A 14,184-nucleotide genomic window follows, 5' to 3' on the forward strand; every position below is an offset into this window, starting at 1 on the left:
TTGATATTATTTGAGGGCTCTTTCCATATCGAAATAAACAATCATTTATGGTATACTCGGGAAAGGTACTATTACGAATCTTGAGAGTGAGGCTAGAGCATGTGTGGATTTATTGGGATGATCCGCAATCATCCGAGTATGCCTAATGAAGAGACAATACATGTATTTGAACAGCAAAACAATATTATCACCCACAGAGGGCCGGATGATGAAGGTTATTTTCACGATGAATATGTATCATTTGGGTTTAGACGTTTAAGTATTATTGATATAGAAAGCGGCCAACAGCCATTGAGCTATGATGATGAAAAAATATGGCTTATTTTTAATGGTGAAATTTATAATTATGTAGAACTGCGTGAGGATTTAATAAAAGAAGGGTATTCCTTTGCAACAGAGTCAGATACTGAAGTAATTGCCGCATTATTTGCTAAACATAAAGAACAGGCGTTTACTTATTTGCGAGGTATGTTTTCTATTTTGGTATGGGATAAGGAAAACGAAACATTATATGGTGCGCGTGACCCGTTTGGTATTAAGCCATTGTTTTACCGGGAAACAGAAGAGGGTACTATTTTTGCCTCGGAGAAAAAAAGTATTTCGTTAATGATGGAAAAAGAAGAAGTAAGTGATGAAGCATTACAGCACTATTTAAGCTTCCAATTTGTACCGGAGCCATTAACGATGACGACGGGGATTAAAAAGGTGGAGCCCGGCCATTATTTCGTGAAAAAGCCTGGTCAAGCTCTTTCCTTTACCCGCTACTGGCATGCGACATTTAATCCCGTTTTGATGGACAAACAGGATTGGATCAAGCGTATTCAAGACGTGATGTATGATTCCGTAAATGTTCATATGCGAAGCGATGTGCCAGTTGGATCGTTTTTATCGGGTGGGATTGATTCAACCTTGATCGTTGCGATGGCAAGGGAATTCAATCCAACCATTAAGACGTTCTCGGTCGGATTTGAACGGGAAGGCTTTTCCGAAGTTGATGTTGCCAAAGAAACAGCGGAAAAATTAAATGTGGAAAATATCTCTTATATTATTTCACCTGAGGAATACGTGGATAAGCTCCCAAAAATTATGTGGCATATGGATGATCCACTGGCAGATCCGGCATGTGTACCGCTGTATTTTGTCGCTAGAGAAGCCCGGAAACATGTAACAGTTGTTTTATCTGGTGAAGGATCGGATGAATTATTCGGTGGCTATAACATTTATCGGGAACCAGAATCTTTGAAGCTGTTCGAATCCATTCCAAGGCCTGCAAAAAATCTGCTGGCTAGAGTAGCAGACGTGTTGCCAGAAGGGGTGAGAGGAAAGAGCTTCCTGGAACGTGGGACAACACCGCTTCGCGAGCGTTATATTGGCAATGCGAAAATGTTTGAGGATGAAGAAAAACGGCAAATTTTACAGCATTATAATGAAAATCTGTCCTATCGGGAGATCACTGGGAAACTTTTTGACAATGTAGCAAATTATCCATTAGTTAACCAAATGCAGTACGTTGATATTCATACCTGGATGCGCGGAGATATTTTACTGAAGGCGGACCGGACAACAATGGCAAATTCACTTGAGCTGCGTGTCCCGTTTTTAGATAAAGAAGTATTCCGTGTCGCCAGTGAAATACCAGTTGATCTAAAAATTGCCAACGGAACAACAAAGAGTCTTTTGCGTGAAGCATCGCGTGGAATTGTTCCAGATCATGTGCTTGACCGTAAAAAGCTTGGATTCCCTGTACCAATTCGCCATTGGCTGAAGAACGAATTAAATGGCTGGGCAAAACAGCTGATCCATGAAAGCGAGACAGATCATTTGCTCTATAAATCTTTTATTCTTGAATTGCTTGAGGCACATTGCCAAGGCAGGGGAGACTACAGCAGGAAGATTTGGACCGTGTTAATGTTCATGCTGTGGCATCAGATTTTTGTGGAAAATAAATTTGATATTGCTGAATTGAGCAAACCCGATTTTGTAGTGGAACCTGTTATAGGGGAAAAACAATTCTAAACGAGTGGGAACTTTGTCGGATGGGTAGAAATACTATCGGAATCGGAAATATTATCCAAAATGAGTAAAATACTATCCGAAAATGCAAAATACTATCCAAAATCGGGTAAATACTATCCGAAAATACAAAATACTATCGGAAACAGGTCAAATACTATCCAAACGACTAGAAATACTATCAGAATCGGAAATACTACCAAAAACAGGTAAAATATCCAAGAGTAAAAAGCAGGCGATTACGCTATAATATCGTAATCGCCTGCTTTCCCATTTGGATCCATGCAGCTTTAAATTCCTCAATCGGAGCTTTTTTATTGCGCTTTAATGGATCATTGAAATAGATATAGTCCTGGTCATAGCCGGTTATCAGTACCGAGTGTTCCCGCATTGTTACGTTGACTGGACCGTCTTTCGTTTGCCAGGTAATAAATTGATTCTTAGGCAGTTTTTTATAGGCGGCGTTGATAATAACCCAGATAGGACGGTCGTGATTTAATTGGTTGATAATTTCAGTAAAATCCTGCCCGGAAAAATCAAGCACCCGTTCCCCGGCATAATCCATGGCAAGTTCCGTTACCGGTTTGTGGTATACGCCAAGCCCCGGTGTGGAAAATGAATACATATCACCGACGAACCCTTCATTCGGATTACCGAAATGAATCCCTTCTTCCGTCTTTTTATATGGCGTTGGGTCACGCTTTACCCGTTTTGCTAATTCCAGCTTGTCTACATGAATGTCATGGTAGGCCAAGAGCATTGCCAGGCTTGTAACTTCACAGCCGCGCGGTAATTCAGGCAGCTGGCCAATTAACGGTGCTTTTAACCGTACGGATTCCTTCACTTGCCCCTGTTCATTTGATGTCATTGCTTCTGCAGGCTCTATCAGTTTCAGATCGTTTTGCGTGGGCAACAGGTTTTTCACCGAAGCAACTAGTACAGATTTATGTTCATTTACGTACATAGAACCAATAGTAATCGAGGTTATGGTAAAGAGAACGCCATAAAATATAAAGGAATTGCTGATCCATTTCCTCGATATTTTACTACCTGCTACAATGAAATAAATCGCTATGATTCCAGAAAGAAAGAATAGTGTAATGTGCAATTTGGACACTCCAATAATAAAAAACTAACATATTATATATCGGTATTAATTAAGAACCATAAAGCGGCTTGCAGTTCAGCGGTTTCCAAACTAGAAACAGTAAACTGGCTGACGAATGGAACAACCATCTATAATTCAATACCTGTATCTGTATGCTGTTTATAGTATTGCCCTTTTTCCACATATGATTTCCGGACACGTTCCATTTCCGCATAATCTTTTTCTGTCAGTTCCCGAACTACCTTGGCGGGTCTGCCTAATGCCAAGGTGTTTGGGGGTATTTTTTTACCAGGAGGAACAAGGCTTCCAGCACCAATAAAAGCATTTTCGCCAACCTCTGCACCGTCCAAAATAATGGATCCCATGCCGATTAACGCATTTTTACGTATCGTCGCACCATGCAATGTTACCTGGTGACCGACTGTTACATCATCTTCCACAATAGCAGGGTTATCCGGGCTTTGGTGAACCATGGTTAAATCCTGGATGCTGACTCGCTTGCCGATCCGGGTCGGAGCCACATCTCCACGGATTACAGTGCCGAACCAGATGCTTGATTGTTCGCCGATTGTCACATCGCCAATTACAGTTGCATCCTTTGCAATAAATACGGATTTATCAATTTTGGGTAAAATATTTTTATAGTGGCTCATCATGTTATAAACCTCCAAAGTTGAAACTGGGTAAAAAATGTGATGATATAGGTAGTATAGCAAATTTTTCTAAATCTATGGTGTCTAGAATTTGAACGGAGGAAGAAAGTTGGGGAGACATGTACCAGAAACTGCAGTAACCTTGATGCTGACCGTCTACCGTAAAATATTCCCGGCGGTAAAACAAGAATTAGCTTATTGGACGGAAAGGGCACAGCAAATTCCAAATAAAGAGTTGCGTGCGCAGGCACTGGCGAGCATTGCTTCGAAACGATTTCATTGCCAGGGCGGGTCCGTTTATGCGCTGCTTGCACATAAAAGGTGGCGGGAAGCGGCACGATTTATTGTTTCGTATCAAACGATTAGCGATTACCTGGATAATTTGTGTGACCGCAGTACTTCTATGGATCCAGCAGATTTTCGCCTGTTGCATAAAGCAATGGAAGATGCGCTGACCCCGGGGAAGACGATAAAAAATTATTATGCATTAAGGGATGAGCAGGAAGATGGCGGGTATTTAGCCGACCTTGTTCGTACGTGTCAGCAGATTATACAACAATTGGCTGGGTATTCGGTTATTCAACATGAAGTGCTGGAACTAGAGCGATTGTATAGTGATTTGCAGGTCCATAAGCATGTCGCCCTTGAGGAACGGATTCCCCGCTTAATTAACTGGTATGAAAAAGAAAATAGTTGTGATTCGTTAAGCTGGTATGAATTTTCCGCAGCAGCTGGTTCAACACTCGGCATATTCTGTTTGGTTTCTTATTCACTTGGTGGACAGTCTGCGCCGGAGTTAACCAAGTGGGTTTACACTAGTTATTTTCCAAACATGCAAGCCCTGCATATTTTGCTGGATTATTATATTGATCAGCAGGAAGATGAACAGGAAGGGGATTTGAATTTTTGCAGCTACTATTCGAGCCGTGAAAAAATGAAAGAACGCTTTATTTATTTTATTAAAGAAACAGATAAACATGTTCAGTCTTTGCCAGATCGGAAGTTTCATCAACTTGTCCATCATGGATTAGTTGGGCTCTACTTAGCAGATCCAAAGGTGAAAAACTTGGATGGCGGAGAAAAGATGACGAAAGTTTTGTTGCAGGAAAGCGGAGGGAAAGCAGCATTTTTTCATTGGAACACGAAAATGTATCACCGGCTATTTGGTTAGAACGATTTAAAGCAATTGGTCGATGCTTTAAATCGTTTTTACGGTTATTTTTTCTCGATCGCAATTATAAATGGCGGATTATTGATCTGGTTGATAAAGCCGTATTGCAGCGCGTTAAATTTTTGCTGATCAAGTTGTTTAACGTATTGTAAAACAGCTTCTTTTTCCTGTACTCCGCCCTTATGTCCATGGTAAATGACCAGGACTATGACGCCATTGTTTTTCAAAAGTTCCAGTATGGTCTCCACAGCTATAATTGTTGATTCTCCGTGTGTTATAATTGATTTATCCCCACCCGGCAAATACCCTAAATTGAATATTGCACCTCCGATTCGATCGACCTCATTTAAATATACTGCTACATTTTCATGGCTATCATGGATAATCCGAGTATTCTCTATATGTTGTTCTGTTAACTTCATTCTTACAGCTTCAATTGCCTTAGCCTGTATATCAAAAGCCAATACATGTCCATTTTCTCCCACCAGATTACCGAGAAATACTGTATCATGTCCGTTTCCGGCAGTAGCATCAATAACGATATCTCCCGGTTGCACCGATTCACGTAATAGTTGGTGGGAAAAAGCAATAATATTTTTGATCATAAATTTTCATTCCTTTAAAAATTTAGTATGAACGGTTATTTTAGCATAAAAGTTATCTTTTAAGATGTTTTGGAAGGCAAGGTTTTGGTTGGCGGTCAACAAGTAAATCGGCGAGTCAGCGACAAGGTTGCTTATCTGACTGACCAGGATTATTTTTATCCTTTTTTTACGATTGAGGAATTGATCCGTTATTACCAAACGCAATTCATTGATTTTGATCAGCAAAAGGCATTGGAAATTGCCGCATGTATGAAATTGGATATAAAGCGGAAAATAAAACATTTGTCAAAGGGAAATAGAGGAAGGGTAAAAATGATGGTGACACTTGCACGGAATGCGCCATATATTGTGTTAGATGAACCCTTTTCCGGACTGGATCCCATGGTTCGTAAGGCGATTATTACTGGAATGATTCAGTTTGTGGATTTAGGCAGACAGACGCTTATCATTTCAACCCATGAACTAAAGGAAGTGGAACCAATCCTTGATGATGTCGTATTATTAAAACATGGGACAGTAATTGCACAAAGTTGTGTTGAGCAAATTCGGGAAAAACACGGAATAGATACAGTGGAATGGATGGAAAAATATATGATACAGCTGAAATGAATCGTTAATTTGCCCGTATTCTTGACAAAACAAGATAGATTGCTTAAAATTCCATATAATAACGAAAAATGACGTTGCAAAGGAGTAGTAATAGAATATTTCAGGTTTAGCGAGGCAGTGGCTGGTGAAAACTGTTCCTGAATGTTTTATGAACTCGCCTTTAAGTTGCAGGAATGAAACGAGTAGTTCCTGCCGTATAATCCGCGTTAAGGGTCAAAGTGAACGCATCAATTCGGCGTTAATTTGGGTGGTACCGCGGGAAATAAGGCTTCTCGTCCCTGCTATAGGGATGAGTGGCTTTTTTTAATGTTTATGGTTGGGGGATGGATCCCCGCGAAAAGGAGGAAGAAGGATGAGTTTTAATCATCGGGAAATTGAAAAGAGATGGCAGGCTTATTGGCTGGACAATAAAACGTTTAAGACAAATACGTATTCCAATAAAGATAAGGTTTATGTATTGGATATGTTTCCATACCCGTCAGGTGCTGGACTGCATGTCGGGCATCCGGAAGGCTACACAGCGACGGATATTTTGTCCCGAATGAAACGGATGCAAGGATACGAAGTGCTGCATCCAATGGGCTGGGATGCGTTTGGATTGCCTGCTGAACAATATGCGCTGGATACTGGAAACAGTCCTGCTGCGTTTACAGAACAAAATATTAATACCTTTCGCCGGCAAATTCAAGAATTGGGCTTTTCCTATGATTGGGATCGGGAAATCAATACGACCGATCCACACTACTACAAATGGACACAATGGATTTTTACCAAGCTTTATGAAAAAGGTTTGGCTTATATGGATGAGGTGGCTGTAAACTGGTGCCCAGCGCTTGGAACGGTTTTGGCCAATGAAGAAGTTATCGATGGAAAAAGCGAGCGTGGGGGACATCCGGTTGTTCGGAAACCGATGCGACAGTGGATGTTAAAAATTACGGCATACGCGGACAGATTGCTTGATGATTTGGAAGAGCTTGACTGGTCAGAAAGCATTAAAGACATGCAACGAAATTGGATTGGCCGATCAGAAGGTGCCGAAGTAACCTTCCAGGTTGATGGACATGATGATGAAATTACGGTGTTCACAACTCGACCTGACACCCTTTTTGGTGCAACGTATGCGGTATTAGCGCCAGAACATCCATTGGTGAAAAAAATTGTTACGGATGAACAACAAGCCGCGGTCAATAAATATCTCGAAGAAGTACAAACAAAATCCGACTTGGAGCGGACAGACTTAGCTAAAGATAAAACAGGTGTCTTTACCGGAGCATTTGTCATCAACCCTGTAAACAATGAAAAAATGCCTGTCTGGATTGCGGATTATGTATTAATGTCATATGGAACAGGTTCGATTATGGCTGTACCAGCACATGATGAGCGAGATTATGAATTTGCAACCAAGTTTGAACTGCCAATTGTGGAAGTGGTTGCGGGTGGCGATGTTACCAAGGAAGCATATACCGGTGATGGAGAACACGTAAATTCTGCTTTTCTAAATGGGCTTGACAAAGAGACAGCTATTGCAAAAATGATTGAGTGGCTGGAGGCGAATGATTGTGGTACGAAAAAAATAACGTACCGCTTACGTGATTGGCTTTTCTCCAGACAGCGCTATTGGGGTGAGCCGATTCCGGTTATTCATTGGGAAGACGGTACGATGAGTACAGTTCCTGAAGAAGAGCTCCCGCTTGAGCTGCCGGAAATGACAGAAATTAGACCTTCGGGAACAGGGGAATCCCCTCTTTCGACTAGTGATTGGGTCAATGTAGTCGATCCAAAGACAGGAATGAAGGGACGCCGGGAAACAAACACCATGCCGCAATGGGCAGGAAGCTGCTGGTATTTCTTACGCTTTGTTGATCCGAAAAACTCCGATAAACTTGCTGACCCTGAAGCATTACAAGAATGGCTGCCTGTTGATGTATACATTGGCGGTGCAGAACATGCTGTATTACACCTTTTGTACGCCCGTTTCTGGCATAAATTTTTGTATGATATTGGTGTCGTACCAACAAAAGAGCCGTTTATGAAATTGTTTAACCAAGGCATGATTCTTGGAGAAGGCAACGAAAAAATGAGTAAATCAAAGGGAAATGTCGTGAATCCCGATGATATTATAAATTCTCACGGGGCTGATACGCTCAGGCTTTATGAAATGTTCATGGGACCACTTGATGCAGCAGTTGCCTGGTCAACTAACGGGTTGGACGGTGCACGACGGTTTCTCGATCGTGTTTGGCGTTTAATTGTCAATGAAGATGGAACACTGTCCGGAAAAATAACGGATCGTACCGAAGAATCTTCGTTGGATAAGGTATATCATGAAACGGTTAAAAAGGTTACCGAGGATTTTGAAAACCTGCATTTTAATACAGGAATTTCACAGATGATGGTATTTGTGAATGAAGGATATAAAGCTGCGGAGCTTCCAAAGGAATATGTCAAAGGGTTTGTGAAATTACTGTCTCCTGTTGCACCACATCTGTGTGAGGAGCTGTGGAGAAAACTTGGACATACGGGTACAATCAGTTACGAAGGATGGCCAATGTATGACGAAGCAAAATTGGTAGAAGATGAGATTGAAGTTGTGCTGCAGGTAATGGGTAAAGTACGCTCAAAAATGAATGTAGCCAAAGATATTTCCAAGGATGATTTGGAAAAACAGGCACTTGAGGATGAAAAGATTCGGGAATGGCTGGAAGGAAAAACAGTGAGAAAGGTTATTGTTGTTCCAGGGAAATTGGTTAATATTGTTGCGAATTGATTGCTAAACGTTATCGCTATAAGCAAAAAAGGATCTCCTTCTGAAAACGGCTGGAGATCCTTTTACTTAAATTTTAAATAAGCGCACCCGCAATATCGTAATCTGCAATATTAATCTGCATTGGATAACCTAGTGCCAGGTTAGCCAATTCAGTGCCAATGAAAGGCCCCATTGTTAGTCCTGAAGCACCCAGACCATTTGCCAGCAGCAGACCTTCATATCCCGGCAACTTACCGATGACAGGAAGGAATCCTGGTGTAAACGGCCGGAAACCTACTCTTGTCTCTAATATGGTCGCGTCACATAATCCTGGAGCAACCTGAATTGCTTTTGTTAAAATTTCATTGATTCCACCTGCTGTAACACGATAGTCCAATCCAGTATTGTTCTCATGTGTCGCACCTACAACAATTCGATTATCATTAAAAGGTACAAGATATTGATCGTTTGGCGGGATAACAACAGGCCGATTTATCGATTCAAAACTGGCAACCTGCAAATGCATAATTTGTGCTTTTTGTGATGTGACAGCAAATTGCATCTCCAATGGTTGGAGTAATTCGTTCATCCAGACCCCATTTGCGGCAATCGTCATATCCGCAGGAAACGTTTCGCCATTGACTTTAACTCCGGTTACGTATTTTTCCTTATGAACCAGTTTTGCATTACCATAAATTATTTTTGCCCCACGCTTTTTTGCCCCATTAAGCAATGCTTCTTTTAGTTGACGACCATTCACCCGGGCTGCCCCGCTAACATGAACAGACTTGTAGCCATCTTCCAGAAGAGGAAACATCGCTTTTGTTTGAGATGCATCAAGCAGGCTGATTTCGCCGATTTCCGGAGCATCTTCCCGTCGTTTCAGTGCTCGCTTTTTCATTGCAGTTACCTTATCTTCGTCATTATGGATACTAATCGCACCAACACGGTCATAACCTGTTTCTTTTTCTCCGTCATCGGCTAGTTGCGCGATCAGATTGGGATAAATCCGTGCCCCGCCTTTTGCTAGCCTGTACCATGCCTTATTCCTGCGCTGCGAAAGCCAAGGACACACAATTCCTGCGGCAGCATCTGTCGCTTGCCCCTTGTCATTACGATCAATCAGCCTCACTTCAGAACCAGCTTTGGCAAGCTGATATGCTGTTGCAGCACCTAAAATTCCGCCGCCGATAATAGTAAACTTTTTCATAAAAATTCCTTCTTTTTTATTTTTCTTCTGTATATGCGTGTTCAAAAAGTCGCCGAATTCGGTCTTGAAGGTCGAGGCGGCGTAACTCCCGGCACCGGGCTTGCACAGGACGTGCTGACTTCTGCTGTTGGCGATTGTCGTGGGCGATTTTAGCAGAAGAACCCCTTGTCGAAAACGAAGAGATTCGCCGCTTATCATTTGGTAACTTTTTAAACGTCCTCTGTATATAATATAAAAAAGAACAGACGTATTGTACAGCAATCAAAAAAAGTCGGCATGATTAGTTTGCCGACTTTTTTAAAAGCCTATATAGTTTACACGCGTTTACGGGCCTGTAATTTCCCCACCTCTAAGCGTGAGTAAATCAAAAACAGGAAGGTGGGGGATAAACAGCCCGTAAAGGGTCGATTTTAGGAACAAAGACTAAGAACACCACGTCCTTTGGTGACGTCTTTGTGGTGTTGGCCTCAACTAATCTTCGGTGAGGAGAAAGGGCATGCTAAAACCGTCACGTCCGCATGCCTTTTCCTGCACTATCACGTCCTGTGCGTGGGTAAACCCGACTGAATGAAGTTTCATTTTACGTTTAATTTGAAGCATTCCATTCCTGATTTAGCTTTATCCATTTTCCTTTCTCAAAATACCAAAAAGCTTCGATTGTCCCTAATTTATCCTGGTGGTTTGCCCCGCTAACCTGTTGGTAACTTTTTAACCCATACCCTTTGCTTTTACTGATGAATGCTGGTTCGAAAAATGTAATAGGGGCAATCAACAGTTTTGTTTCCTTGAGAAGTTTACCATCCCTGTCATAAATCCCCTGGTGAATATGTTTTGTTTTTCGTTCCTTCATGTCAATTATTATTGGTTTTTTGCTTGGATCTATCGTTAATGCTGCCTTAAAATTATTTTTAAATTTCCCGGTAATTGTATAAGATTCGGGTATTGCCAGTTTTGTAAGCTTTTCATTTTTTAATGTGTTGAATTGATAGCTATATAAGTCGCTGGTTTCATTGGTGGCACTTTGAAAAAGTACATCATTAATTCCATCGTGATTTAAATCTATAAACTGGAGTGTCGGCTTGTATCCGCCTTCATATACGATTTTCCACTGCTTCGTTTGTGGACCTTTAATATCTGCCCACAAGTTATGGAAATAACTGCTGTCCTGACTAAAGCGAATTCCTTTTAATTGGATTTCTTCCTTTTGGCCATCTCCGGTTACATCCTCGTGATAGGTTGCAACTAGGATAGTTTTATGATTGTTTGTATCTTCAACTGCTGCTACCGTTAATATAGGTACCAAGATGAAAAATGTAAAAATTAGCGGGAATAAAATAAACTGTTTCATGATTTGTCTCCATTCATCGGTAGTAAGAATACACTTATTGTGTGTTACTCGCTTGCATGTTATTCATGTGATACGTATGATGAATATAGGAATAATCTTTTTTTGAAAGGATAGAAATGATGGATAATATTAATGAAATGACACCACATGAATTAGAAGAGTTAATGAAAGAAGATAAAAATATTGTTGTGATCGATGTGCGAGAAGATGAGGAAGTAGCACAAGGAATGATTGCAGATGCAAGGCATATTCCATTACAGGATATTCCGCAATCAATCGACACCTTGGATAAAGAAAAACATTATGTTATGGTCTGCCGGTCTGGAAGAAGAAGTTTGAATGCTGCTGCTTATTTGAACGAGCGCGGTTTCCGTGTCTCAAGCATGACTGGAGGTATGTTGAACTGGGATGGAGAAGTAATTTTGTAACGATTACTGCGTACAGGGTTTAATTTTATATTTTGCGGGAAAATAAGTATTGACTTTTATCTTTTGGGGGAGTAATATATATTTTGCTGTTACAAAAGCGGCGGTAAAATGAAGAGAATAATGATGATTTTTGGGTTGTTGACAATTATCATCGGAAGTGATATAATCTTTATGCTGTCGGAAATAAACAGCGAAATATTTTGCTCTTTGAAAACTGAACAAAACAACCAGTATGTGAACGGATGTCAGAGGTCAGAAGCCGGAGGTCAGATTCCGATGAAGTGCTTTTGACACTGAAATCAATTTTTGAAGCTAAGACATTTCATAAGATTAATTGGTGTTAGTCTTATACAAACTTTTTTGGAGAGTTTGATCTTGGCTCAGGACGAACGCTGGCGGCGTGCCTAATACATGCAAGTCGAGCGCGGGAAGCAAGCGGAATCCTTCGGGAGGACGCTAGTGGAACGAGCGGCGGACGGGTGAGTAACACGTGGGCAACCTGCCTGTAAGATCGGGATAACTCCGGGAAACCGGGGCTAATACCGGATAATACTTTTTCTCGCGTGGGGAGAAGTTGAAAGATGGCTTCGGCTATCGCTTACAGATGGGCCCGCGGCGCATTAGCTAGTTGGTAGGGTAACGGCCTACCAAGGCAACGATGCGTAGCCGACCTGAGAGGGTGATCGGCCACACTGGGACTGAGACACGGCCCAGACTCCTACGGGAGGCAGCAGTAGGGAATCTTCCGCAATGGACGAAAGTCTGACGGAGCAACGCCGCGTGAGTGATGAAGGTTTTCGGATCGTAAAACTCTGTTGTGAGGGAAGAACAAGTACCGTTCGAAGAGGGCGGTACCGTGACGGTACCTCACCAGAAAGCCCCGGCTAACTACGTGCCAGCAGCCGCGGTAATACGTAGGGGGCAAGCGTTGTCCGGAATTATTGGGCGTAAAGCGCGCGCAGGCGGTCTTTTAAGTCTGATGTGAAATCTCGCGGCTCAACCGCGAGCGGTCATTGGAAACTGGAGGACTTGAGTGCAGAAGAGGAGAGTGGAATTCCACGTGTAGCGGTGAAATGCGTAGAGATGTGGAGGAACACCAGTGGCGAAGGCGACTCTCTGGTCTGTAACTGACGCTGAGGTGCGAAAGCGTGGGGAGCGAACAGGATTAGATACCCTGGTAGTCCACGCCGTAAACGATGAGTGCTAGGTGTTAGGGGGTTTCCGCCCCTTAGTGCTGAAGTTAACGCATTAAGCACTCCGCCTGGGGAGTACGGCCGCAAGGCTGAAACTCAAAAGAATTGACGGGGGCCCGCACAAGCGGTGGAGCATGTGGTTTAATTCGAAGCAACGCGAAGAACCTTACCAGGTCTTGACATCCTCTGCTAGCGCTAGAGATAGCGTGTTCCCTTCGGGGACAGAGAGACAGGTGGTGCATGGTTGTCGTCAGCTCGTGTCGTGAGATGTTGGGTTAAGTCCCGCAACGAGCGCAACCCTTGATCTTAGTTGCCAGCATTTAGTTGGGCACTCTAAGGTGACTGCCGGTGACAAACCGGAGGAAGGTGGGGATGACGTCAAATCATCATGCCCCTTATGACCTGGGCTACACACGTGCTACAATGGATGGAACAAAGGGCAGCGAAGCCGTAAGGTGAAGCAAATCCCATAAAACCATTCCCAGTTCGGATTGCAGGCTGCAACTCGCCTGCATGAAGCCGGAATCGCTAGTAATCGCGGATCAGCATGCCGCGGTGAATACGTTCCCGGGCCTTGTACACACCGCCCGTCACACCACGAGAGTTGGCAACACCCGAAGTCGGTGAGGTAACCATTTGGAGCCAGCCGCCGAAGGTGGGGCCAATGATTGGGGTGAAGTCGTAACAAGGTAGCCGTATCGGAAGGTGCGGCTGGATCACCTCCTTTCTAAGGATAACTACGGAACGTGAAAGAGTCATCTTTCATAAGCCATACTGGGTTGTTTGGTTCAGTTTTGAGAGAGTGAATGCTCTCAAAGGAACTTCTGTTAAAAGCCGTCACGTCCTGTGACGAACACAGAAGTCACCACATCCTGTGGAACTTGTACCTTGAAAACTAAATAAGAGAAAGACAAACAACGACATCAAACGTAATAGCGTTTTTAGAGCTTAGAAAATAGTTAAGTGAAGAAGGGCGCACGGTGGATGCCTTGGCACTAGGAGCCGAAGAAGGACGGGACTAACACCGATATGCCTCGGGGAGTCGTAAGTAGACTGCGATCCGGGGATTTCCGAATGGGGGAACCCACTGCTCGTAATGG

General features: G+C 42.7%; 10 protein-coding genes, 2 rRNA genes and 1 other annotated feature (1 of these 13 cut by a window edge). Of the genes, 7 read left to right on the forward strand and 5 right to left on the reverse strand.

The annotated features are described in order from the left end of the window. The first annotated feature begins 99 nt into the window (after window positions 1-99). Window positions 100-2,016 carry an asparagine synthase (glutamine-hydrolyzing) gene (gene asnB, locus CZ382_RS21590; RefSeq protein ID WP_088053153.1) on the forward strand — a complete coding sequence of 639 codons (1,917 nt, stop codon included), beginning with the start codon at window positions 100-102 and terminating at the stop codon, window positions 2,014-2,016. A gap of 241 nt (window positions 2,017-2,257) precedes the next feature. Here asnB and CZ382_RS21595 read toward each other — a convergent pair whose 3' ends face one another. Beyond that, window positions 2,258-3,121, reverse strand: a complete 864-nt coding sequence (locus CZ382_RS21595) for a C39 family peptidase (protein WP_235000485.1) — start codon at window positions 3,119-3,121, stop codon at window positions 2,258-2,260. 128 nt (window positions 3,122-3,249) lie between these two features. After that, entirely contained in the window at window positions 3,250-3,777 is a 528-nt protein-coding gene (locus tag CZ382_RS21600; RefSeq protein WP_088053154.1) for a gamma carbonic anhydrase, read from the reverse strand. Between the two features lie 106 nt (window positions 3,778-3,883). Here CZ382_RS21600 and CZ382_RS21605 point away from each other — a divergent pair, with 106 nt between their 5' ends. Continuing rightward, window positions 3,884-4,945, forward strand: coding sequence for a tetraprenyl-beta-curcumene synthase family protein (locus CZ382_RS21605; protein ID WP_284732536.1), 1,062 nt, complete (start codon window positions 3,884-3,886; stop codon window positions 4,943-4,945). A 44-nt stretch (window positions 4,946-4,989) separates the two neighbouring features. Here CZ382_RS21605 and CZ382_RS21610 read toward each other — a convergent pair whose 3' ends face one another. Then, window positions 4,990-5,550 carry a class I SAM-dependent methyltransferase gene (locus CZ382_RS21610; RefSeq protein ID WP_088053155.1) on the reverse strand — a complete coding sequence of 187 codons (561 nt, stop codon included), beginning with the start codon at window positions 5,548-5,550 and terminating at the stop codon, window positions 4,990-4,992. A gap of 84 nt (window positions 5,551-5,634) precedes the next feature. On the opposite strand from CZ382_RS21610, the gene CZ382_RS21615 reads away from it, so the two are divergent. Further along, window positions 5,635-6,159, forward strand: a complete 525-nt coding sequence (locus CZ382_RS21615) for an ATP-binding cassette domain-containing protein (RefSeq protein ID WP_159457855.1) — start codon at window positions 5,635-5,637, stop codon at window positions 6,157-6,159. 65 nt (window positions 6,160-6,224) lie between these two features. Further along, window positions 6,225-6,442, forward strand: a binding site (T-box leader). Between the two features lie 69 nt (window positions 6,443-6,511). Continuing rightward, on the forward strand, window positions 6,512-8,926 hold the full coding sequence (leuS, locus tag CZ382_RS21620; RefSeq protein WP_088053157.1) for a leucine--tRNA ligase: 2,415 nt from the start codon (window positions 6,512-6,514) through the stop codon (window positions 8,924-8,926). 73 nt (window positions 8,927-8,999) lie between these two features. Here leuS and CZ382_RS21625 read toward each other — a convergent pair whose 3' ends face one another. Then, the gene (locus CZ382_RS21625; RefSeq protein ID WP_088053158.1) at window positions 9,000-10,115 is read right to left on the reverse strand and encodes an NAD(P)/FAD-dependent oxidoreductase; all 1,116 of its coding nucleotides are present in this window, start codon (window positions 10,113-10,115) and stop codon (window positions 9,000-9,002) included. Window positions 10,116-10,701: 586 nt separating this feature from the next. Continuing rightward, the gene (locus CZ382_RS21630) at window positions 10,702-11,463 is read right to left on the reverse strand and encodes a hypothetical protein (RefSeq protein WP_088053159.1); all 762 of its coding nucleotides are present in this window, start codon (window positions 11,461-11,463) and stop codon (window positions 10,702-10,704) included. 116 nt (window positions 11,464-11,579) lie between these two features. On the opposite strand from CZ382_RS21630, the gene CZ382_RS21635 reads away from it, so the two are divergent. The 3 genes from CZ382_RS21635 to CZ382_RS21645 form a co-directional block, all read left to right on the forward strand. Next, window positions 11,580-11,891: a rhodanese-like domain-containing protein gene (locus CZ382_RS21635; protein WP_327366013.1), complete on the forward strand. Its 312-nt coding sequence runs from the start codon at window positions 11,580-11,582 to the stop codon at window positions 11,889-11,891. 357 nt (window positions 11,892-12,248) lie between these two features. After that, window positions 12,249-13,811, forward strand: a 16S ribosomal RNA gene (locus CZ382_RS21640). Window positions 13,812-14,041: 230 nt separating this feature from the next. After that, a 23S ribosomal RNA gene (locus tag CZ382_RS21645) occupies window positions 14,042-14,184 on the forward strand; it runs 3,314 nt beyond the window's last position. The 16S and 23S rRNA genes sit together here, the layout of an rRNA operon.

This window comes from Virgibacillus dakarensis (assembly GCF_900155625.1).
Taxonomy (GTDB): Bacteria; Bacillota; Bacilli; order Bacillales; family Amphibacillaceae; genus Lentibacillus_C; species Lentibacillus_C populi.

Bases quoted from the DNA above. Each gene is read 5' to 3' on its own strand.
- leuS (WP_088053157.1), top strand. From the start codon at position 6,512: ATGAGTTTTAATCATCGGGAAATTGAAAAGAGATGGCAGGCTTATTGG.
- CZ382_RS21630 (WP_088053159.1), bottom strand. From the start codon at position 11,463: ATGAAACAGTTTATTTTATTCCCGCTAATTTTTACATTTTTCATCTTG.
- CZ382_RS21610 (WP_088053155.1), bottom strand. From the start codon at position 5,550: ATGATCAAAAATATTATTGCTTTTTCCCACCAACTATTACGTGAATCG.
- CZ382_RS21635 (WP_327366013.1), top strand. From the start codon at position 11,580: ATGATGGATAATATTAATGAAATGACACCACATGAATTAGAAGAGTTA.
- asnB (WP_088053153.1), top strand. From the start codon at position 100: ATGTGTGGATTTATTGGGATGATCCGCAATCATCCGAGTATGCCTAAT.
- CZ382_RS21600 (WP_088053154.1), bottom strand. From the start codon at position 3,777: ATGATGAGCCACTATAAAAATATTTTACCCAAAATTGATAAATCCGTA.
- CZ382_RS21625 (WP_088053158.1), bottom strand. From the start codon at position 10,115: ATGAAAAAGTTTACTATTATCGGCGGCGGAATTTTAGGTGCTGCAACA.